Below are 21,921 nucleotides of genomic sequence, written 5' to 3'. Positions count from 1 at the left end.
ACATTATGACCGGAAGCGCTCTATGAATTGTGTTATGGCGTACGAAAAAGTCGAAATGTTGTCAATTGTAGCCTAATATGAAGTCTGTTATGCTTTTCGAAGCTACAAAAGATCCTAAAAATGCTCGCTATGAAGGAGAGAACACGAATGGGTGTGCCGACAGGGGTATGGGTTGCAGCGGTAATCATCGCGATTATCGTAATTTGGATGACGATATGGGTAACGAACAAAGCGTATTCCCGCAGGTGGGAAGATCATGGTCATGCTACGGAAAAGGATCCAAAGGATAAACGAAGCTAAGTGCATTGACATGAAACCAAAAGGTGTCATATAATTGTGGAGCGAAACCCTTGGGGTTCGCTTTTTTACATATTGAACAGCGCATTGATCCATGACTAGGAGATGAAACTTATATGGAAGTAAGCACACTGCCTGACATTACGCAAACGCAAGTATTTAAAGCCCCGATTACGAAAGTATGGGCAGCGATCGCAACAGCAGACGGTCTAGCTGCTTGGTTTATGCCTAACGACTTCGAGCCGTTGGTTGGCCACGCATTTCATATCGATGCGGGTCCGTTCGGCATGCAGTCCTGCTTGGTGAAGGAAATCGAAGAGCCGAACCGGATCGTGTTTCAATGGGGTACGGAATGGACGATTACGATCCTATTGGAGGAGCAAGGTCCGAGCGAGACGTTATGTACGCTGCATCACGGCGGCTGGCGCACTGACGGCGTAACCGAATTCGGAATGCCGCATGGTATCGTTCGCGATACGATGAACAACGGTTGGGCGGGTCTTGTCGCTAAGCTCGGCAGCTATGTCGAAGCCTGATGCAGTTCTGCCTTCCGGCAAGCATGATGTTTTCCAGGCGATCGCCGATCCTACCCGCCGCGAGGTGCTGAGGCTGCTGGTGGATCAAGAAATGCCGATTATGGCCATAACGGGGCATTTCCCGATCACCCGGACGGCGGTGTCGAAGCATTTGCGAATCTTGGCGGAAGCCGGGCTCGTGAAGGAGCGGAAGGTTGGACGTGAGACGCGTTACCGCTTGGAGCCTCAGCCGCTGCAGGAGCTGCGCAGCTGGCTGCAATATTACGAACGCTACTGGGAGAATAAGTTATCCGCGCTGAAGCGGCTCGTAGAGACGCCGGATGATCCGCAGCAGCCGCCAAACCCGTGATTCCTAATCACGGGTTTTTCTGGTACGCTAATGGGAAAGAAAGGGGCAGTCATTCATGTCGAACTTATATGCTGACATCCAATATATCGGCCAAGTCGGCGTTATTATGCGCCGCAACGGGTACAATGTTGCCGTAGACCCGTATTTGACGGACTCCGTCGACCGCTTATCGAACTTCCCGCCGGGATTCTGGACAAGAAGGTACGCACCGCCCGTCGATCCTGACCGCCTGGACGACTTACAGCTGGTATTGATTACGCACGAGCATCTGGATCATTTGGACCCGGAAACGCTGCTGCGCATTGCCAAGGCTTCACCGTCCTGCACGTTCGCGGGACCACGTGCATGCGTGGAGCTATTGAACGAAATCGGGATCGCAACGCATCGATTGGAAGCGCTCCAATTTGGGGTTCCTTTCGCCTGCGACGGCGGTCTTACGGTTCATCCGATTCCGGCGTGGCATGAAGAACGCGACGTCGATGCCGAAGGCTGGGACCGCTTTCTCGGTTATATGTTAGCTTGGGACGACCTTACAATCTACCATGCGGGTGATACGCTTGTCCAAGAAGAATTGCTTGCGATTCTGAAGACGTACCGGATTGATATCGGACTGCTGCCGATCAACGGCAGAGATCTGTTCCGCAACCGGCTTGGCATTGATGGCAATATGAACGCGCGGGAGGCGGCGGCACTGACTGCCGATACCGGGATAGAGATCGTCATTCCGCTTCACTTTGATCTGTATCCCAATAACAGCGAAGGAATCACGGGCTTCGTGGAGGAGCTCTATACACGGTACCCGGGGCAGAAATTCCATGTTTTTCAGCCGGGAGAAACGCGGCATATCGGCGTCCAACGCTAGGAAAACTGAAGCTGCTCGGAAGGCTCGGTGTGCTCGGTTGATTGGGTCGAAGGGCGACTCCATTCATCTATACGTACTCAGATTACAATACCACGACAAGAAGCACTCCGCTGGGATGGACGCTAGTACGTTCCTTCTACACGGGGTGCTTCTTTGGTTTCAAAGCTAAGCGCTGACAAAGGCAGCCGTCTGCCAGGGTCTCCTCGCATTACGGCTGCCTCTATGTACTACGCGTTCTACTTCGTCGTGTCCGGTTCCGGGTAGTCCACGCCGAGCGTGTCCACGGTGACGGATTTCATAACCGGCGGCTCACTTGGACGGTCATTGCGGCCCGTCGGGACGTTCACGATCGCGTCAACGGCTTCGAGACCTTCCGTTACTTTGCCGAATGCTGCATAAGCGCCGTCTAGATGCGACGAGTTAGCAACCATAATGAAGAACTGCGAGCCGGCGGAATTCGGGTTGCCGGAACGAGCCATCGAGAGGACGCCGCGCGTATGCTTCAGGTCGTTTTTGACACCGTTTTGCGCGAATTCGCCTTGAATACCGTATCCAGGGCCGCCCATGCCGGTGCCGTCGGGATCGCCGCCTTGGATCATGAAGCCCGGAATGACGCGATGGAAAATCGTGCCGTTGTAGAATCCTTTGTTGGCCAGCGAGATGAAGTTGTTCACCGTATTCGGTGCGACGTTCGGGTAAAGCTCGGCTTTAATCGTATTGCCGTTGTCCATTTCGATCGTAACGATCGGATATTCGTTTGATGTGCTCATCGTTATAGCCTCCTAGCAGGATAGTTGATGGTTATTCCATTGGCATCATACCACGCGGGCGGCAGGAGATTCCAGTTATGGGGAAGCGACGAGCGTGCATGATCCGGCAAAGTGCCTGTTTTTTCTCTATGAGCGGCAACTGATAGAACTAGAATTTTGTGCTAGAATAGAAGCAATTGACAGAAAATGGCGAAGAAAGGCGGAAAAGCGATGATTCAGTCGCGGTATGTCAGAGGTTGGTTTCGCAATCAACGTATCAAGCGGAAGATCGTTCTTGTCTTCGTCCCCTTGATCGCGGTTTCTTTGTTCGTGCTCGGCTACGTATCGAACCGGATGATGACGAGCTCTGTCATCGACAAAACGTTCCAGAACGTCGCGAGCGAGTCGCAGCTTATCGTCAACCGGCTGAGGGAATCGATTCTAAACGCGGAGAACTGCGCGAACATCATGACCGTTAATTTGAACAAAGTCGTTACGGCGAACCGGGAGTCGGAGCAGAACGAATTCACGAATCAGAACTTGACGAAGCAGGTGGAGAACCAATTGGACCTCGATCTGCTGTTCTTCCCGGATATCGAGGCGGCGGCCTTTCTCGATACGCACAACCATATATACACGACGGACAACCTCATGTCGGACGGGCTGCAGAAAGCGTTTCGCAGCAAGATTCTGGAGCAGATCGACCAGTCTGCCGGGCAAAATATTTGGTTTACGATGGAAGCGCGCGATTTTCTGACGATGCATAGGGATGCGCCGGTCCTGACGCTTGGCAAAAAAATAATCGAAATCAACAGCGGCGAGCAGCTCGGCACGCTCATTCTGATTATCAAGGAAAGCTCCTTCTCGGCGATTTTTCAGAACAAGGGCCAGGTCGAAGGCCGCAACTACCGGGTCATCGACGCCAGAGGCCTCGTGGTTTCGTCTATGGACAAGAACGAGCTTCTGAAGCCGCTCGCGCTGAGCGCCGCGACGGATATTTGGAACAGCGGTCAGCCTTCGACCGCGATTTTGAAATGGGCAGGCAAACGCTATCTGATCTCGAGCGCACCTATCGATATCATGGGCTGGAAGCTGGTGAGTCAGATTCCGGTCGTCGCGCTGACCGAGGATACCCGCAAGGTGACCTGGCTGATCGTCGGGATGGGCATTTTCGGCATTGTCTTCTCCTTTCTCGTTGCGGAAATGTTCTCGAGAATCATCGCGACCCCGCTGATTCGCTTAACGAAGACGATGCTGAAAGTACGGGAGGGCGATCTGCATATATCGTTCGATGTCAATGCCTCGGATGAAATCGGGTATCTCGCGAGCGGATTTAACAAGATGCTGGGGCAGATCCGTGAATTGATTCATCAGGTGAACGCGGAACAAAAGCAGAAGCGGCACTATGAGCTAGCGTTGATACAAGCGCAGATCAAACCTCATTTCTTGTACAATACGCTTGATCTCGTCTATGTGCTTTGCTCGATGCAGCGAGTGAACGAAGCACGGGACGCGACCAAGGCGCTTGCTGATTTCTACAGAATCGCCCTTAGCGGAGGCAAAGAGGTCATCTCCGTCGGTGATGAAATCGACAACGTCGGCAACTACTTGGCGATCCAGGGTATCCGTTACAGGGACGTATTTGAATACGCATTCGAGGTGGACGAGGATATTTTGGAACACCGCATCTTAAAGCTGACGATCCAGCCGCTCGTGGAGAATGCGATCTACCACGGCCTGAAGCCAAGCGGTTCAGGGGGCAAGCTGTTGATTCAGGGAAGCCGCAGCAGGGACGAAATCAGAATTACGGTATCGGATAACGGAGTCGGTATGGAGCCGGAGCAAGTAAAGAGGCTGCTCGAGCCGCGAGGCAAGGACGACGACGCGAAGAAGTCATTCGGCTTGTTGAACGTCCATGAGAGAATCAAGCTGTTTTTCGGCTACGAATACGGCCTTACCGTATGCAGCCAGAAGGGGATTGGAACGATGGTCACGATTAAGCTGCCGAGCGACACAAAGGGAGAATGCGACGATGTTTAAGGTGCTGATCGTAGACGATGAATCGCTGTTCCGTGAATATTTGCGCACGATCGTCAATTGGGAGACGTATGGATTTACGATCTGTGGCGAAGCCAGGAACGGGATCGAGGCGCTTGAGGTCGCGAAGGTAACGTACCCCGATCTGGCGCTTGTCGACATTAACATGCCGCTGATGGACGGGTTGAAGCTTTCCGAAGCCTTCAAGGAGTTATATCCCGACCTGGCGATTGTGCTGGTCACCGGCCACGGGGAATTCGAATACGCTCGGCAGGCGCTGAAGCTGGGGGTCGAGGATTATATCCTGAAGCCGTTCGATCTGGATGAGTTGTTTCTCACGCTAATGAAAACGAAGAACCGCATTCAACAAGCGGCCGAGGATCGCAAAACCCGCAGCAAGCAAGCGGAGTGGCTGAAGGCGCATTTATTCCATCGGCTGGTCGATCAAGATACGACGATCAATCAGCATGAAATCGCCGCCGAGCTTGATTCGTGGGGGTTCGAGACCGACTCCGACGCGTACATTGTCATGGTGACGGAGATCGACGATAGCTATCAGCTGAGGCTAGACCGCAAGGAAATGCTGCTATGGAAAAACACCATTATCAACATTCTTCATGAGATGCTGGATGCCAAGGGCCGTCGTCTCAGCTTTCTGGGACCGGAAGATCGCATCGTTACGCTGTGTCAGCTGGCCACGGATCTTGATCCGTTCTTGGACGATCCGTCTTGCCTGGAGAAGCTGTGCGTCATGGTCAAAAGGCATTTCAAGTTTACCGTGACTCTTGGGGTCGGTAATCCGCAGCGCGGGCTTGGCGGTATACGCGAATCGTATTTGCAGGCGCTTGCCGCCTTAGGTACTAAGCCGTCCGAGGGCAGCGGTCGAGTGATCCGCTACCGGGCTTCTGATATGCCGGGTTACGGGCGCGCCCGTTCCAAGCAGATCTTCGAGGAAGCGAAGCGGTTTATCGAGCAGAACTATCGTAATTCCGAGCTTAACGTAGAGGAAATTACGAAAATCGCTTTTGTAAACGGAAGTTATTTGCGAAAAATATTCAATCGGGAAGTACGGATGTCGGTATCGGACTACATCACGCATGTGCGCATGCAGCGAGCGAGAGAATTCATTCAATTGAAGAAGTCGAATATTGCGGCAATCTCCGAAATGGTCGGTTACAATGACCCGGGCTACTTCAGCAAATGCTTCAAAAAATATTACGGGGTGACGCCAAAAGATTACGAAAATCAGATAAATCGTTAAAAAAAGGCGCGATTATTCCTATTACAGGAGCGATCCGTTCATTCAATTGCATCGAGTGAAGGCCCTATAATGAAAACAGATACTGAAAGCGCTTCAATCATGATGAAGATTATAGGGGGTTATGGGGAAATGAACAAATGGACGAAGATTAGCAGCGTGGCGCTTACCTCATTGATGACGGTATCGCTTGCAGCATGCGGAGCTGGCGGCGACAAGAACAATGTCAATTCGCCAGCAGCTGCGGAGCCTGCGGCGACAGAGAACACGGCGCCGGCCGCAGCCGAAACGAATTCCAATGCGGCAGCGACTCCCGAAGAGTCAGTCGTCAAGCTGACAATCGCCACGAACCACTTCGACGACGACACATCCAAGCCTTACGACTACGCGGTCGCTGAGCTGAAGAAGGAAATGCCGAATGTGGAATTGACGCTGCAGCCTTATCTGCAGGACAATGGGCAGAAGCTCAAGACGCAAATGGCGACAGGCGATATGCCCGACATCGTGGACACGTCCTGGGACATTATGCAGATCGGCAGTAAATCGGGCAATATCCTTACATTGGATGATTATCCGGAAACAGCTGCATTCAAGCAAGATTTGAATAAGGGAAACGAGCCGAAGCTGATTGCACCGGATGGTCATGTATACGGTTATCCGTATGCGGGCACCGAATTTATCATTCTGTATTACAACAAGAAGCTGTTTGAAGAAGCGGGCGTACAAGCGCCGATTAAGACGATCGATCAATTGAAGGATGCCGCGAAGAAGTTCAACGACAAAGGAATTATTCCGCTTGCGATCTTCTCGAAGGAGAAATGGATCGGCAATTCCCTGCTGCAAGGCTTCATGACGCGCGAGGATCCGAAGGGCTATGGCGATCTTAACGGTGCTGCTGAAGCACCGGCTGCCCTGCAGCTGGCCGCGAAGCAGGTTTCCGAATTGCAAGCCGCGGGCTTGTTCGCGAAGAACGCGACGAATACGAACTACGATCAAGCTTCCTCCTTGTTCTACCAAGGCAAGGCTGCCATGTTCGTCAACGGTCAGTGGGAAATTTCAAGCTCCCAGAAGAATCTAGGCGATAACGTCGACTTCATGAATTTCCCGGCCAAAGACGAAGCGACGTACGAAAGCGCGAAGTTTGCGATGAACGGAGCTGGCAATCCCGGTGGATTCGCGGTTTCCGCTCGATCGGCAAACAAAGAAATAGCCGTTAAGGTCGCTGCATTCATGGCGCGCAAATACGCCGAGTACAAGTACACGCAAGTCGGTACGCCGATCGTTTCGATCAAGATCGATAAACCGATTACAGCCCAAGTACCAGCTATGCTTACGCGTCTTGGCCAAGAAATCATTCCTAATATCACGAGCTTCGCAACGGTGCTCAACAATACGAACGTGACCCTCGCAATCGACGATAATTCGCAGAATTTGCTCGTACCCGGCTTCTCGGCGGATCAGTTCGTCACCAATCTCAACAAGGCATTGAAAAAATAAAATGCACGTCCTTTTCAAACCTCGTGACTCACATCGACTTGTAAGTCGACGTGAGTCTTTTTTCAGAAAGGGAGCATGGAGATGAAACAATACTTAGGCAATAAATGGGCCATTCTATTATTTTTGGCGCCGGCTGTCGCTCTTTACAGCGTAATCGTGTTTTATCCGATCGTGCAGACGTTTTACCGCAGCTTCTTCGAGTGGGACGGACTAAGCGCCGCGACTTTCGTAGGGGTACAGAATTTTATCGATCTCGCGCAGGATTCGTTGTTGATGGTTTCGCTCCGCAACGGACTGTGGTTTGCCGTCGTGCTGGTCATCTTCCAGATCGGACTTGGTACGCTGCTGGCACTCGTATGCTCGGATGTGAAGGTAAGAGGCAGGAAAGTGCTTAAGACCGCTTATTTCATTCCTGTCGTCCTTTCGGTTACGGTTGTTTGTCAGCTCTGGCTTTCGATGTTCGACCCTGACAACGGACTGATCAATAAGCTGTTCGAGCTGATTGGCATGAATTACCGCCAGAACTGGCTGAATTCCCCAACTGTTTCGATTATTGCTATCGCCTTCGTTAATGCTTGGCAGTACATGGGGTTTCAGTTCGCGCTGCTCTACGCGGGCGTAAAGTCCGTTCCCGAGCATTATGTGGAAGCTGCCCGGATTGACGGCGCCGGCAAGTGGAAGTCGCATTGGTATATTACAATCCCGCTCATGAAGGAAACGTTCAAGTTTTGCTTCGTTATTGCCATAACCGCAGGAATCGGGGCTTATGCGCAAATGGCGATCATGACGAACGGCGGGCCGGGCACGACCAATTACACGCTGACGTTCATGATTATCCGCAGCGCCTTCTCGGCCAACGAATACGGCTATGCATGCGCGATCTCGGTCCTGCTGATCGCAATCAGCCTGCTAGTCACTTTGATCATCAACAAAGCGTTTAACAGCCGGGAAACCGGCTTGGAACAGGATTAAAGGAGAGTCATGGGATGAAAAAAACAATCGCAGTCGTCCTGCAGTCCTTTCTATGGATTTATTTCTTGATTTCCGTCTATCCGCTCTTGTGGATGGTCTTCTATTCGCTGAAGAACAATGACGAAATCTTCGTCACCAATCCCTTCGGCATTCCGACGCACTTCCGAATCGAGAATTACGTGAATGCCTGGAACAAGTTCAGCATGCCGATCTACATCGGGAACAGTGCGCTCCTAGCCACGCTGACGACGATCGGGGTTATCGTCATCTCCGTCATGTTCGCCTACGCGATCGCCCGGCTGCGGTGGAAATTCCGCGAAGCGGTGCGGATGTACATGATCGTCGGCATGTTCATTCCGATGCCCGTCATCATTATCCCGCTTGCCATCATCGTGAAGGATTTTCACCTGACGAACACATACGGCGCCTTGCTGCTTCCTTACGTGGCATTCGGCCTGCCATTTGCATCCATGGTGTTCTATGGCTTCCTTCGCGGCGTCCCGCAAGAAATGGAAGAATCGGCATGCATGGACGGCGCTTCGATTTACCGCGCGTTCTTCCGCATCATCGTGCCGATTCTGTCGCCGGCAATCGCGACGCTCGTCATTCTTCAGTTTCTGGGGACTTGGAATGAGTACTTCCTGGCATCGATTCTGATTACGGACGAACGCTTGATGACGCTGCCAATCGGGCTCATTTATTTTCAAGGCTTCCACGCGACCGACTGGGGCGGGATGGGTGCCGTGATGACCATCGCGAGCTTACCGATGGTCGTGCTGTATCTGATTTTCACGGATCAGGTGGAGCGCGCGCTGACAGTCAGCTCGGCCGTGAAGGCGTAGCCGCACATTGCAATGGCAGCGGAGGAAGATTATGATGGATGGGCAGGAAATCGAGAGGAGAGAGGTTCAATGAAATATCGCAGATTAGGTCGTACCGGACTCGAAGTTTCGGTCATTGGGATCGGCACATGGCAGTTCGGCGGCGAGTGGGGTCAGCAGTTCACACAGGATGAAGCGGATGCTATCTTAGATCGAGCGGCGGAGCTAGGCATCAATCTGATCGATACGGCGGAATGCTATGGCGATCACCTGTCAGAGTCGTTAATCGGCGATTATTTATCCCGCCGGAAGCGCGGGGATTGGATCGTGGCAACGAAATTCGGCCATCATTTTCATGAACGGTTTACGAGAACCGACGATTTCTCTCCGAACGACGTAGTGAAGCAGCTGGATGCATCGCTGCAGGCGCTGCGTACGGATTACATCGATCTCTATCAATTCCACTCCGGTCCAGATGCCGTGTTCGACAACGATGAGCTGTGGACGGTGCTGGACAAGCAGGTGCAGGCCGGCAAAATCAAGCATCTCGGCACTTCCATCGGAAGCAACAGCAACGTGCATCAAGTAGACGCGTCCACGAAAGTAGGCTCAAGCGTCATCCAAGTCGTATACAATCGATTGGATCAAGCGCCGGAGGACGGCGTATTTCCATCCTGCATCCGCCAGGATTTGGGCGTATTGGCGCGGGTTCCGCTCGCAAGCGGCTACTTAAGCGGCAAATACAAGCCGGATGCCGTGTTCGATGCAACGGATGTCCGCCATCGCCATGATCGCGAGAGCACCGTTCGTAAGCTTGAAGAGGTTCAGCGTATCGCGGCAGAGGAAGTACCGGCCAGCGTGGACATGGCTGCATGGGCACTAGCCTGGTGCTTAAAGCACGATGCCGTCACCGCGGTCATACCAGGCTGCAAGAGCCCTGAGCAAGTCAGCTCCAATGCCAGCGTCGTAGCGTTAATTGAAACAGCGCATCCACAGGACGTAAAGAAATAGAAGAATAACGTGATCGATTTAATGAATATCGTATATTGCAGCATGCACTCAACCGCCCTGTTACCGGGGCGGTTGTTTTGTCGTTGGATAAGGCGGAGAATCGTTCTTCTACCGTCCAACGCCAATCTCGATAACGAGCAGCTCTCATGTGCAATAATTAGGTAAAAATAGCCATAAATAGATTAAATGCTTAAAAATGCAAGGAGCAGACGGCGTAATTGGCATTCCCACAAAATAATAATTGAAGTCCAGGCATGCCGAGTGTTACGTTAATAGAAAGGGATCGTGAATCCTAGTTTACTATAAATATTTGTTTCTATGCTTGTTTCTATGTTTGTTTCTAATGCGCGCAGGAGGTCAACCCGGAGATATGGATGGAAATAAATGGCGTCATGTGCTAGTCTTGTTTCTTGCATTGATCGCGATCGGCTATGCGTTGCCCGTCTATGCAGAGACGGCTGAAGGAACGCAGCCTAACATAAATACGGAATCCGCCGTCTTGATTGACGCCCGCACGGGTACGGTGCTGTATGCCCGGAATGCGGAGAAAGAGCAGTTCCCGGCAAGTATTACGAAGATTGTAACGGGCATTGTCGCCCTCGAGACCGATAGCGAACTTAGCCGGCTCGTCACGGTCTCGAAAGAAGCTAGGAACGAAGATGGCACGCGCATCTACTTGGCGGAAGGCGAGCAGCAGACGATGGAGAATCTGCTCTACGGCATGCTGATGAATTCCGGCAATGACGCGGCAACGGCGATCGCGGAATCGATCGACGGCACCAAAGCGAAGTTCGCAGAACGGATGAATGCCTTTGTCCGCGACAAAGTCGGCGTGACGCATACGCATTTCGTGAATCCAAGCGGACTTCCAAGCCCCGATCAGGTGACGACGGCGCTCGATATGGCGCAAATCGCGCAATATGCAATGCGTAATGATACGTTCCGTACGATCGTGGGTACGAAGCGGAAACCATGGGTCGGCAAGGAATGGACCTCTACTCTGATTAACCATAACGAGATGCTCGGCAACTATGAGGGTACGACGGGGATCAAGAACGGATATACGGGGGATGCAGGCTTCACGCTTGTAACATCGGCCAAGCGAGACGGATTGGAATTAATCGGCGTGCTGCTGAAATCGCCGACGAAGGCTGTCCTCTATAAAGATATGACGAAGCTGCTGGATTTCGGCTTTCAGTATTTTGAGATGCAGCCGGTCATGGAGGCGAACCAATCCTATCCGTACGAGAACGGATCAACTGCGGCATTCACATCGACAGAGCCGCTATGGGCGGTGGTGCCCAAAGGCGAAACCCCTGTCGTTACCGTTTCGGACAACGGGGAATTCCATGTGCAGACATCGCTCGGTACCGAATTGGCCGGCACGCTTCAGCCGGTGATGCCGTCGATCACAGCTTTGTCGAAGCGCTATCCGGAGATCCACGCCGAGGCGATGGAGAGCGTCCAGCCACTGGCAAGAAACGGTACGTCCGTGCCTTCGAAGGACAAGAAGCTGGAAATTTTCTTCATTTGGATCGGACTGCTTGTCTATTTGTCCATCATCGCTTATCTGAGGCTAAAGCGCCAAAAGCTGGAGCGGGGCAGGAGTATGTAAAGGGTACGAAATTCATCGTACAAAGAGGTAATTCAGAGAGCACCGGCGTATATATATCATGTAACCGTATCCAAAACGAGGAGATGGAAGCGATGAAACTAACGGTAGAACAGACGGCTGCACGCTGGTATATCAGGGAAATGAATTTGTCGGATGGCGATCATTTACGCATTTTCGTAAGGTTAGGCGGCAGCGGCAGCGTTCAACCCGGCTTCTCGCTCGGCGTGATGAAGGATGTTCCGAGAAATCCGGGCCTTCAGGAGGTCGTCGAAGGCATCACGTTTTACATGGAAGCGGACAATCTGTGGTATCTGGAGGAGAAACAGCTTCTGATTCGTTTCAACGAGCTGGAGGACGACATTACCATGGATATCGAATGACGAAACGGAGCGATCTTGTTGAAACTGTTTCATTTTAGCGAGGATCCGAGCATTCGCGTATTTACGCCCAGGCAATTGCCTTATCGGCTGGATGAGCCTCCGATGGTATGGGCGATCGATGAACTTCATTCGTATCATTATTATTTCCCGAGGGACTGCCCTCGGGTTTGTTTTTGGTTCGATGAAGGCACGACGGATGCGGACAAAGCGTACTTCTTCGGTCAATCGCGGACTGCGCGGATCATTGCAATTGAGAGCGGCTGGCTAAGCCGGCTTCGCTCCGCCCGATTGTACCGTTATGTGTTCGATGCCGAGCAATTCAGGCTCTATAACGGCAATGCTGGTTATTACGTCTCCGAAAGCGAGGTTTCGCCAGAGGCTATTGAACCGGTCGAAGATTGCATGGGCCGTCTTGCCGAGGCGGGCATTGAGCTGCGAATAACGCCCTCGCTGATGCCCTTGAAGGAAGCGATTCCCGCATCCACCGTCCATTTTTCTATGATCCGCATGTCGAATGCCGCCAAGAACGGTTAAGCGGGCAGCCTGCTTGCCCGATTGCAGGTTCCCAACTATAATGAGTCCATGAAGCTTGGCAAGGAAGTGATGCACGTATGGATTTCAAGAAGTACAAGACGTTTCAAGTCGTTGCAGACACGCTCAACTTGACTCGCGCCGCGGATCAGCTCGGCTATACGCAGCCGACAATTACGCTTCAGCTGCAATCGCTTGAGAGTGAGCTTGGCGTGACCCTGCTTGGGCGAACCGGGAAGAAGACCTATTTGACGCCTGCCGGCAAGCTGGTGAAACAGTACGTGGACCAAACCTTCGCCTTGATGGAGGAGATGGAAGTCGAGCTGCGCAAGCTGGACAATCCGCACGGGCTGCTGACGGTGGCAGCGCCGGAATTTTATTGCACGCAGTACTTATCGTTAATCATTCATTCCTATATTTCGCAGAATCCGAACGTAAAGCTGCAGCTGTTCTCCTGCGACAGCAACGATGCGATGCGTAAGGTCGCCTCCAATGAAGCGGATTTGGCGATCATCGCCGGCCCCTGCGAATCGCCGCTCATGGAGACGATGCCGCTCGGCAGGGAAGATCTTGTTCTCGTCACCACGAAGGAGCTGCGAGAGAAGCACGATGTCCGTACGCTTCTCGAGACCTATCCGTTCATTACGTACAAATCAGGCTCCAACATACAGCGGCTGATGAACGAATGTCTGCATGAATACGGGATTCTGCCCGATAAATATATCGAATGCGTCTCGGATGAGACGATCAAACGGACGGTTCTCTACCACACCGGCATTGCGCTGCTTGGCTCCGCGCTTGTGGAAGACGAACTGCGCAAGGGGACGCTGGCCGAAATTCACCGCTTCCCCGGCAAGATTGAGACGAACATGGTTATCTTGAAGAAACGAATCGACGAGCAGAACATTCATTCCTTCGCGGAAATCGTCCAGCGCATTTGGAAGGAATGGAACTAGACATAGCCAGCAGCAAACAAAGCCTCCAGCAAACGCGGATCCCGCGTCACTGGAGGCTTTGTTTGCATATGCTGTAAGGGATAAGCCATATGGCCGCAGCATTCGGCATGGGCAGCTAAGGCCGTCCAGTACATTATTATTTTTAATCGTAATCATAGGATTTTTCAATTTTTTGATCAAAAAACGTCATGTTACAATGAATAGACCTGCATGGGTAGAGGGGAGTGCTTCAGATGAATGCGGTGAATAATAAGAACATCTCGATTATCGGCGTACCGCTGCATTATGGTGCCGATCGCGAGGGCGTGGACATGGGCCCCGGGGGGATTCGCGGCGCAAACCTTCATGAACGGCTGAGCGTGCTCGGCTATCAATTATCGGATTTAGGGGATCTATCGGTCAGCAGGTCGCTTCAGCCTGCCAAGCCGGGCGAGAAGCTGAAGTATCTGGACGAGATCGTGAAAGTCAATCGACAGCTCTGCGACACGGTCGCCGAAGAAATGAGCAAGGGACAATTCCCGCTGGTACTAGGCGGTGATCATAGCATTGCAATCGGAACAATCAAGGGTGTTCTTCAACATGTCAAGCGTCTAGGCGTTATCTGGTTCGATGCCCACACGGACGTGAACACGGAACAGACGACGGGCTCCGGCAATATCCACGGCATGTCGCTTGCCGCGCCGCTCGGCTTCGGACACCAAGACTTGACCTCGATCGGCGGCGCCGAAACGAAGCTTCTGCCGGAGAATGTCGTGATCATCGGCGCGCGTTCCATTGATCCAGGCGAGCGTGCTTTCCTGAAAGAGAAGGGCATCCGGGTGTTCACAATGCATGATATCGACCGGAACGGCATGAAGCAGGTCATGGAAGAGGCGATGGATATCGTCACGAACGGAACGGACGGCGTTCATCTCAGCCTCGATTTGGACGGCATGGACCCCGGCGATGCGCCAGGCGTAGGGACGCCGGTTTCGGGCGGGATGTCGTATCGGGAGTGCCATTTTGCCATGGAGCTGCTGTTCGAACGAGATATACTCGTATCCGCGGAAATCGTAGAATTGAATCCGGTGCTGGATCAGCATAACAAAACAGCCAACACGGCGGTGGAGCTTATCGGCTCCGTTTTCGGAGAACGAATACTATAGGCATATGCTATAGAGAGGAGCGTGTAAGCATGGACGGTACGACAAGCCGGATTATCGAGCAAACGGAGCGTTTCGGCGCGCATAATTATCATCCGCTGCCAATCGTCATCTCGAAAGCCGAAGGCGTATGGGTGGAAGATCCAGACCGCAACCGCTACATGGATATGCTCAGTGCGTATTCGGCGCTGAATCACGGCCATCGCCATCCCCGCATTATCGCCGCCTTGAAGGAACAGGCGGACAAGGTCACGCTAACCTCGCGAGCCTTTCATAATGATCAGCTGGGCATCTTCTACGAGAAGCTGTCGGCGGTGACCGGAAAAAGCATGATTCTGCCCATGAACACTGGTGCCGAGGCCGTGGAAACAGCACTTAAAGCCGTCCGCCGCTGGGCGTATAACGTGAAGAAGGTGCCAGTCGATCAAGCCGAAATCATCGTTTGCGAGGGCAACTTTCATGGCCGAACGATTACGGTGACTTCTTTCTCGTCATCAGAGGAATACAAAGCAGGATTCGGCCCGTTCACGCCAGGTTTCCGCATCATTCCATACGGCGATATCGATGCATTGCGGGCGGCGATCACACCGAACACGGCTGCTTTCCTAGTAGAGCCGATTCAAGGCGAAGCTGGGATCATCATCCCGCCGGAGGGCTTCCTGAAAGCGGCAAGCGAGCTGTGCAAGCAGGAAAACGTGCTGTTCGCGGCCGATGAGATTCAGACGGGCTTTGGCAGGACCGGCCGAATGTTCGCCTGCTATTGGGAAGGCGTAGTGCCGGATATGTATATCATGGGCAAAGCGCTGGGAGGCGGCGTGTTCCCAATCTCGGCGGTTGCCGCGAATGAATCGATTCTAGGCGTATTCGAGCCTGGTTCGCACGGCTCGACCTTCGGCGGAAATCCCCTCGGATGCGCGACGGCAATCGCGGCCCTTGACGTCTTGGCGGAGGAGGAGCTGGTCAGCCGTTCCAACGAGCTCGGGACCTATTTCCTGTCGCTTCTGCGCAGCTTGGACGATCCGGCCATTAAGGAAATTCGCGGCCGGGGGTTGTTCATCGGGCTGGAGCTTAACGGCAAGGCCCGTCCGTACTGCGAGAAGCTCAAGGAACTGGGCCTTCTGTGCAAGGAAACACATGAATCGACGATTCGTTTTGCACCGCCGCTTACGATAACGCGGGAACAGCTCGATTGGGCGTTCGCGCGGATCAAGCAGCTATTTTAAACCAAGAAGGAAGGATCGTGGATGCGCATGGCCAAATTAAGCCTGATTCAAGTCCCGTTCGGACTTGGCGCGAGCAGACCGGGGAACGAAGAGGGACCGGAGTCGATGATACAAGCCGGTCTTCTGCGTCAAATCCGCAAAACCGCATACGAGCTCACGCATGACGTCAAAGTGAAAGTCAAATTACAGCCCGGTCAGCCGGCATCCAAGGACGGTCATGTCAAGCATCTTCCTGAAGTGATGGAAATGTGCAAACAGGTGGCGGAGCATGTCTCACGCTCCGCTGCGGACGGAGAGATTCCGCTCGTGCTCGGCGGCGATCACAGCGTGACGATCGGCGCTCTGGCAGGAATGGCTTCGCAGAAACGCAGCATCGGCATTATTTATTTCGACGCACATGCCGGCATGAATACGGAAGCGAACAGCCCGACCGGCAGTCTCGGCGGCATGTCGCTCGCCGTTGCGCTCGGTCATGCAAAGCTGCGGCTGTCGGACCTCGCCCCAGCTGTTCAAGGCGGTGCCGTCAAGAAACAAAACGTCGTGCTGATCGGCGTTCGCGACGTGGAGCCGGATGAGCGAGAGCTGATTCTGGCGGAGGGTATCACGGTATTCACGATGCACGAAATCGACCGCATGGGAATCGAGCAGGTTGTCCGCAAGGCCGTCGAAATTGCAGGGGACGGCACGGACGGCATCCACGTCAGCTTCTCCGCGGATTGTCTGGACCCGCTCGAAGCGCCCGGCGTTGGCATGCAGGTGCCAGGCGGGCTTACATACCGCGAGGCGCATTTCGCCTGCGAATTGCTTGCGGAAGCAGGACGAATCATCTCCATTGACATGGTGGAAGTGAACGCCATGCTAGACGAGAGCAGAAGAACGGCCAGATTGGCGATCGGACTTATTGCATCGCTGCTCGGCAAACGCATTCTATAGACGGCAAACAGCCGCAGCGGAGTACGATCCTGACAGGATCGCGTCCGCTGCGGCTGTTTTATTTTGACCGGACCGAGCAAGAGCGTGAGTAAGGTTCATCGGAAATCGAGTACCGCTACGCCAGACCGTATTCTTTCATTTTGTTGTACAAGGTACCGCGGGATACACCGAGCAGCTTGGCTGCCGCACTCTTATTGCCAGCCGTCTTGGACAGTGCTTCATGGATAAGCGCTTGCTCCTCCGATTCGTTAACGCTAGCCTTCAGCGGTTTGTCCGCCGTAGCGCTGGCTGCTGGATTCCCCTCGGCGTCCCGGCCGTACGGCGCAAGGCTCTGCTGCTGCTCTTGGAGCACCGGGGGCAGCTGCTCCATCGTAATGAGATCGTCATCGCAAAGGATGACGCAGCGTTCCACCGTATTGCGCAGCTCGAGCAGGTTGCCCGGCCAGCCGTAATTGGTGAAGGCCAGCATAACCTCCGGCGCCAAGGACGGAAGCGGCTTCTGGTATTGCAGCGAGAACTGCTTCAAGTACATCTGAATCATCGCGGGAATATCCTCGCTTCGATCCCGCAGCGGCGGAAGCGCAATCGACACGACATTAAGCGCGTAGTACAAATCAGCCCGGAAGCTGCCTTCCTCGACCTTGGCGGCCAGATTCTCCGTCGAAGCGGCGATGATCCGCGTCTGCACCGCAATAGGCCTGCTGCCGCCTGTTCGCGTAATCGTCTGCTGCATCAAGTAATGGTACAGCTTGGCTTGAAGCTCCAGTGATAACCGGTCGATCTCGTTCAGGAAGAGCGTGCCGTCCTTAGCCTGCTCCAGCTTGCCCGCCTCTCCGCCATGACTGCCGGAGAAGGTGCCGCCTTGGAAGCCGAACAGCTCCGCTTCCAGCAGTCCCATCGGTACGATACCGCAATTCACGGAGAGGAACACTTCGTCCGATCGTGAACTCGCATGGTGAATGATTTGCGCGAGCTGCTCCTTGCCGGAGCCGCCTTCACCGACCAGAAGAACGGGCGTATCCGTCACGGCTACTTTCCTGGCCCATTGAATGACTTTGGCAATTGCCGGACCTTTGCCCTTGATGAGCGAGAACAACTCCTTATTCTCGGTTTTTGTCTGATGCGAGAAGGTATGCGCGGACGTAAGCTGCTCATTCAGGCGAACGAGCTGCGTAATATCCTGCTCCGCCGCTATGCCTCCGATGATGGCGCCATGCACATCGCGGATAGGCGAAGCATTAATAAGTACATGTGTATCTTCGCGCGGGCGATGGTAGGTGTTGCGAATCATACGACCTTCATCCAGAATCTTGAGCACCATAAGGGTCTCCGTTTCAAAATGCTCGCCGATCCGACGGCCCAATATATCGCGCTTCGGCAAATCGTAAATTTCCTCCGCTATTGGATTCCAGCAAATAACCTCGCCATCGCGGTCGACGACCGTCACCGCATCCGTAACCGTCTCCGACAATGTTGCAAAATAAGTCTGCCACCGCTGCCGCTCAGTTTCGGCATGCAGAAGCAGCTCCGACAGCTGAATAAAACCAATCATCAGGCCGTCTTCGTCTGCAAAGATTAGTGGACGATTGGTCGATAAGAGACGCGAGAACATCATATCTTCGAGAAGCTCGGCTTCTTGCTTCAAGATAAACGACACGAACGGGGAATCCCCTAACTGCGTCGCAGCGGATGCCGCCTTATGCGCGGCAAAGCAGCTTCGAATAAAGGCAGCCTCGCCCGGAAGAACCAGAATCGCTTGGTTTCCCGGCTGGCCGGTTGTTATCATGGCAGCCTGGCCTTGTTCTAACACGTCGACAAGCTGCTGTATCGTCGCATCCGGTTGAAGCAAAGTAAAGCAGGTGTTCAACGGGAGCTGTTCAAGTTTAAACATAGTTATCCTCACAATAGGTCGTAGTATGAAATAAATGTAACATGCGGCGGAAGGGGATTCAACAAATTGTCCAAGAGTGTTTATATTGGATTGTACAAATTTGTGTTTAATTAAATAATTTGAACAACTATATGTTCAAATTGTTGAATAAGTCGTATAATGAGATCGAGATCATTGTATATTATTGTACAAAATCATTGGAGGCATGCAGCATGGATATGCTCCTCAAGAACATGTTTCAAGCGCTCGGTAAGAGCCGCTCCGCGAATCGGCTGGCCAAGAAATACGGGCTTCGATTCGGCGCGGCGCGCTTCGTCGCAGGCGAGACGATCAAGCAGTCCATCGATGCCGTGCGCAGGCTGAACGAAGACGGACGAATGGCGACGCTCGATCACCTGGGGGAATTCGTGTTCAGCAGCGAGGAAGCGGAAGAGTCGGCGAATATGTGCATGCAGACGCTGGACGCGATCGCCGAGTCGGGCGTGACGTCGAATCTGTCGCTGAAGATGACGTCGCTCGGTCTCGATATTAACAGGGAGCTCTGCGTGAACAACATGAAGCGGATTCTGAGCCGGGCACGCAGCCATAACAATTTTGTCCGGATCGATATGGAGGATTACGCGCATTGCCAGGTTTCGCTCGATATTTATCGGGAGCTGCGCGAGCAGTACGACAACGTCGGCATCGTCATTCAAGCCTACCTATATCGTACGGTGCAGGACGTGACGGACTTGAACGGGCTGAAGGCTAATCTGAGGCTCGTCAAAGGCGCGTACAAAGAATCCGCAGATGTCGCATTCCCGGAGAAGAAGGATGTCGACGAGAATTTGAAGCGCATTATTCGCCTGCATCTGATGAATGGCAATTATGCGGCGGTCGCGAGCCATGACGAGGCGATCATCAACTTTACGAAGGACTTTGTCCGTGAACAAGGCATTTCCAAGGATGCCTTTGAATTTCAGATGCTCTACGGAATTTGTGAAGATCTTCAGAAGCAGCTCGTTCAGGAAGGGTACCGCGTCCGCGTCTACGTGCCGTACGGCGTCGATTGGTTCGGCTATTTCATGCGACGGCTCGCGGAACGGCCCGCTAACGTATGGTTCGTGCTCAAGAACATGTTGAAATAAACGAAACCCGACTTGGGAGAGGAGCTTGACGATGACAACATCATTTACCGAAGTGAAGCCTTACGCTAACGAGCCTTTCACGAACTTTGGACTTAAAGCGAATATCGAGGCAATGGAAGCGGCGATTGTCAAAGTAAGATCGGAGCTGGGCGGCAGCTATCCCTTGACGATCGGGGGGCGCAAGATCGAGACGGAAGCCAAAATTACCTCAATCAACCCAGGCAGCATCGATGAGGTAATCGGCTATGTCAGCAAAGCTGATCAGCAGTTGGCGGAAGAAGCCATGCAGGCCGCGCTGAAGACGTTCGAGACTTGGAAAAGAGTCCCTGTCCGTGAGCGTGCGGAATATCTGTTCAAGGCCGCTAAGCTGATGCGCGAGCGCAAGCATGAATTCTCCGCGCTGATGCTGCTTGAATCCGGCAAGAACTACGTCGAAGCCGACGTGGATACGGCGGAAGCGATCGATTTCATGGAATTCTACGCGCGGGAAATCATCCGCCTGAGCGAGATCAACGAAACACAGCCGCTGGCGAGGATTCCTGGGGAAGACAATGCGATTTCTTATATTCCGCTTGGCGTCGGTGTCATCATTCCGCCGTGGAACTTCCCGCTTGCGATCTGCGTCGGCATGACAACAGCCGCGATCGTCTCCGGCAATACGGTGCTGCTGAAGCCGGCATCGACGACGCCCGTGATCGCGCATCGATTCTTCTCGCTGATGGAAGAGGTTGGGCTGCCTGCCGGCGTCATCAATTTCATTCCGGGAAGCGGCGCAGAGGTCGGCGATTATTTGACGACGCATCCGAAAACGCGGTTTATCAGCTTCACGGGCTCCAAGGAGGTCGGCCTGCGGATCAATAAGCTGGCGGCCGATACCGCCCCGGGTCAAATCTGGATCAAGCGCGTTATCGCGGAGATGGGCGGGAAGGACGGCATCGTCGTAGACGAAACGGCGGATCTCGAAGCCGCTGCCGCGGCGATCGTGGCATCGGCCTTCGGCTTCCAAGGCCAGAAATGCTCCGCCGGCTCGCGCGCGATCATCGTGGAATCCGTCTACGACCAGGTCGCGGAGCGCGTCGTTGAACTGACGAAGCAGCTTCATTCCGGCCTGCCGGAACTCAATTTCCCTGCAGGTCCTGTCATTGATCAGACCTCGTACGACCGCATTCTCGACTATATCGAGGTCGGCAAGCAGGAAGGTACGCTGCTAGCAGGCGGCACCAAAGCGGAAGGCAACGGCTACTATATTGCTCCGACGGTCTTCGGCGATGTAAGCGGCAAAGCCCGCATCATGCAGGAGGAAATCTTCGGGCCGGTACTGGCGCTCGCCAAAGCGAAAGACTGGCAGGAAGCGATCGCGATGTTCAACGATACGGAATTCGGCTTGACGGGCTCGTATTTCTCAAGCGACGAAGACAGGATCGCCGAAGCGCTCGAAACCGTACATTGCGGCAATCTCTACATTAACCGCAAATGCACCGGCGCGCTCGTCGGCGTACACCCGTTCGGCGGCTTCAATATGTCGGGCACCGATTCCAAGGCGGGCGGCTACGATTACCTGCTGCTGTTCACGCAAGCGAAGCTCACCTCGCGGAAGCGGTAGAATGCAGCTAGGAGCAAGCCGGTGGCAAGGAGCTGCTCGCGGTAAACCGCCGAGCGGCTCCGCCCTCCAAGGCCGCATAGCAGCCGAGAAATCGCGCATGCTAATGTGAGACGATGGCAGTGCTGGAATGA

At 53.5% G+C, this 21,921-nt stretch carries 20 protein-coding genes and 1 pseudogene; 19 read left to right on the top strand and 2 right to left on the bottom strand.

Features of this window, described 5'->3' with window-relative positions:
* The first annotated feature begins 147 nt into the window (after window positions 1-147).
* The 4 genes from KXU80_RS06440 to KXU80_RS06425 all read left to right on the top strand — a co-directional run bounded on the left by KXU80_RS06440 (window position 148) and on the right by KXU80_RS06425 (window position 2,044).
* Entirely contained in the window at window positions 148-300 is a 153-nt protein-coding gene (locus KXU80_RS06440) for a hypothetical protein (protein WP_219837416.1), read from the top strand.
* A 113-nt stretch (window positions 301-413) separates the two neighbouring features.
* Window positions 414-833 (top strand): SRPBCC family protein, encoded by a 420-nt coding sequence (locus tag KXU80_RS06435; RefSeq protein ID WP_219837415.1) that lies wholly within the window; start codon window positions 414-416, stop codon window positions 831-833.
* A complete protein-coding gene (locus KXU80_RS06430; protein ID WP_219837414.1) occupies window positions 820-1,182 on the top strand; it encodes an ArsR/SmtB family transcription factor in 363 nt (120 codons plus the stop codon). The genes KXU80_RS06435 and KXU80_RS06430 overlap by 14 nt, the downstream gene beginning before the upstream one ends.
* A 55-nt stretch (window positions 1,183-1,237) precedes the next feature.
* Window positions 1,238-2,044, top strand: a complete 807-nt coding sequence (locus tag KXU80_RS06425; RefSeq protein WP_219837413.1) for an MBL fold metallo-hydrolase — start codon at window positions 1,238-1,240, stop codon at window positions 2,042-2,044.
* A 236-nt stretch (window positions 2,045-2,280) separates the two neighbouring features.
* On the opposite strand, the pseudogene KXU80_RS06420 reads toward KXU80_RS06425, so the two are convergent.
* A pseudogene (locus KXU80_RS06420) lies at window positions 2,281-2,793 on the bottom strand (peptidylprolyl isomerase); the annotation flags it as partial.
* Between the two features lie 207 nt (window positions 2,794-3,000).
* Between KXU80_RS06420 and KXU80_RS06415 the strand changes: the two are divergent.
* The 13 genes from KXU80_RS06415 to rocF (KXU80_RS06355) all read left to right on the top strand — a co-directional run bounded on the left by KXU80_RS06415 (window position 3,001) and on the right by rocF (KXU80_RS06355) (window position 17,169).
* Window positions 3,001-4,833 carry a cache domain-containing sensor histidine kinase gene (locus tag KXU80_RS06415; RefSeq protein WP_219837411.1) on the top strand — a complete coding sequence of 611 codons (1,833 nt, stop codon included), beginning with the start codon at window positions 3,001-3,003 and terminating at the stop codon, window positions 4,831-4,833.
* Window positions 4,826-6,091, top strand: coding sequence for a response regulator (locus tag KXU80_RS06410; RefSeq protein WP_219837410.1), 1,266 nt, complete (start codon window positions 4,826-4,828; stop codon window positions 6,089-6,091). The genes KXU80_RS06415 and KXU80_RS06410 overlap by 8 nt, the downstream gene beginning before the upstream one ends.
* A gap of 129 nt (window positions 6,092-6,220) precedes the next feature.
* The gene (locus tag KXU80_RS06405) at window positions 6,221-7,585 is read left to right on the top strand and encodes an ABC transporter substrate-binding protein (RefSeq protein WP_219837409.1); all 1,365 of its coding nucleotides are present in this window, start codon (window positions 6,221-6,223) and stop codon (window positions 7,583-7,585) included.
* A gap of 81 nt (window positions 7,586-7,666) precedes the next feature.
* Window positions 7,667-8,557 carry a carbohydrate ABC transporter permease gene (locus KXU80_RS06400; RefSeq protein ID WP_219837408.1) on the top strand — a complete coding sequence of 297 codons (891 nt, stop codon included), beginning with the start codon at window positions 7,667-7,669 and terminating at the stop codon, window positions 8,555-8,557.
* 14 nt (window positions 8,558-8,571) lie between these two features.
* Window positions 8,572-9,399 (top strand): carbohydrate ABC transporter permease, encoded by an 828-nt coding sequence (locus KXU80_RS06395; RefSeq protein WP_219837407.1) that lies wholly within the window; start codon window positions 8,572-8,574, stop codon window positions 9,397-9,399.
* 69 nt (window positions 9,400-9,468) lie between these two features.
* Window positions 9,469-10,389: an aldo/keto reductase gene (locus KXU80_RS06390; protein ID WP_219837406.1), complete on the top strand. Its 921-nt coding sequence runs from the start codon at window positions 9,469-9,471 to the stop codon at window positions 10,387-10,389.
* 370 nt (window positions 10,390-10,759) lie between these two features.
* Window positions 10,760-12,004, top strand: coding sequence for a D-alanyl-D-alanine carboxypeptidase family protein (locus tag KXU80_RS06385; RefSeq protein WP_258171292.1), 1,245 nt, complete (start codon window positions 10,760-10,762; stop codon window positions 12,002-12,004).
* A 92-nt stretch (window positions 12,005-12,096) separates the two neighbouring features.
* The gene (locus KXU80_RS06380) at window positions 12,097-12,384 is read left to right on the top strand and encodes a HesB/YadR/YfhF family protein (protein ID WP_219837404.1); all 288 of its coding nucleotides are present in this window, start codon (window positions 12,097-12,099) and stop codon (window positions 12,382-12,384) included.
* 18 nt (window positions 12,385-12,402) lie between these two features.
* Window positions 12,403-12,918, top strand: coding sequence for a DUF6886 family protein (locus KXU80_RS06375; RefSeq protein WP_258171291.1), 516 nt, complete (start codon window positions 12,403-12,405; stop codon window positions 12,916-12,918).
* A 77-nt stretch (window positions 12,919-12,995) separates the two neighbouring features.
* Window positions 12,996-13,871 carry a LysR family transcriptional regulator gene (locus tag KXU80_RS06370; RefSeq protein WP_219837402.1) on the top strand — a complete coding sequence of 292 codons (876 nt, stop codon included), beginning with the start codon at window positions 12,996-12,998 and terminating at the stop codon, window positions 13,869-13,871.
* Window positions 13,872-14,104: 233 nt separating this feature from the next.
* Window positions 14,105-15,016 (top strand): arginase, encoded by a 912-nt coding sequence (rocF, locus tag KXU80_RS06365; RefSeq protein WP_219837401.1) that lies wholly within the window; start codon window positions 14,105-14,107, stop codon window positions 15,014-15,016.
* Window positions 15,017-15,045: 29 nt separating this feature from the next.
* A complete protein-coding gene (locus KXU80_RS06360; RefSeq protein ID WP_219837400.1) occupies window positions 15,046-16,236 on the top strand; it encodes an ornithine--oxo-acid transaminase in 1,191 nt (396 codons plus the stop codon).
* 27 nt (window positions 16,237-16,263) lie between these two features.
* Window positions 16,264-17,169, top strand: a complete 906-nt coding sequence (gene rocF, locus KXU80_RS06355) for an arginase (protein ID WP_258171290.1) — start codon at window positions 16,264-16,266, stop codon at window positions 17,167-17,169.
* A 115-nt stretch (window positions 17,170-17,284) separates the two neighbouring features.
* Here rocF (KXU80_RS06355) and KXU80_RS06350 read toward each other — a convergent pair whose 3' ends face one another.
* Window positions 17,285-19,060: a sigma-54 interaction domain-containing protein gene (locus KXU80_RS06350; protein ID WP_219837398.1), complete on the bottom strand. Its 1,776-nt coding sequence runs from the start codon at window positions 19,058-19,060 to the stop codon at window positions 17,285-17,287.
* Between the two features lie 212 nt (window positions 19,061-19,272).
* Between KXU80_RS06350 and KXU80_RS06345 the strand changes: the two genes are divergently transcribed.
* Window positions 19,273-20,187, top strand: coding sequence for a proline dehydrogenase family protein (locus KXU80_RS06345; RefSeq protein ID WP_308858202.1), 915 nt, complete (start codon window positions 19,273-19,275; stop codon window positions 20,185-20,187).
* 31 nt (window positions 20,188-20,218) lie between these two features.
* The gene (gene pruA, locus KXU80_RS06340; protein WP_219837397.1) at window positions 20,219-21,790 is read left to right on the top strand and encodes an L-glutamate gamma-semialdehyde dehydrogenase; all 1,572 of its coding nucleotides are present in this window, start codon (window positions 20,219-20,221) and stop codon (window positions 21,788-21,790) included.
* Window positions 21,791-21,921: the final 131 nt, after the last annotated feature.

The sequence above is a fragment of the Paenibacillus sp. R14(2021) genome (assembly GCF_019431355.1).
Classification (GTDB): Bacteria; Bacillota; Bacilli; order Paenibacillales; family Paenibacillaceae; genus Paenibacillus_Z.
The sequence above is the reverse complement of the archived record's forward strand: the minus strand, read 5'-3'. Positions and strand labels throughout refer to the sequence as shown.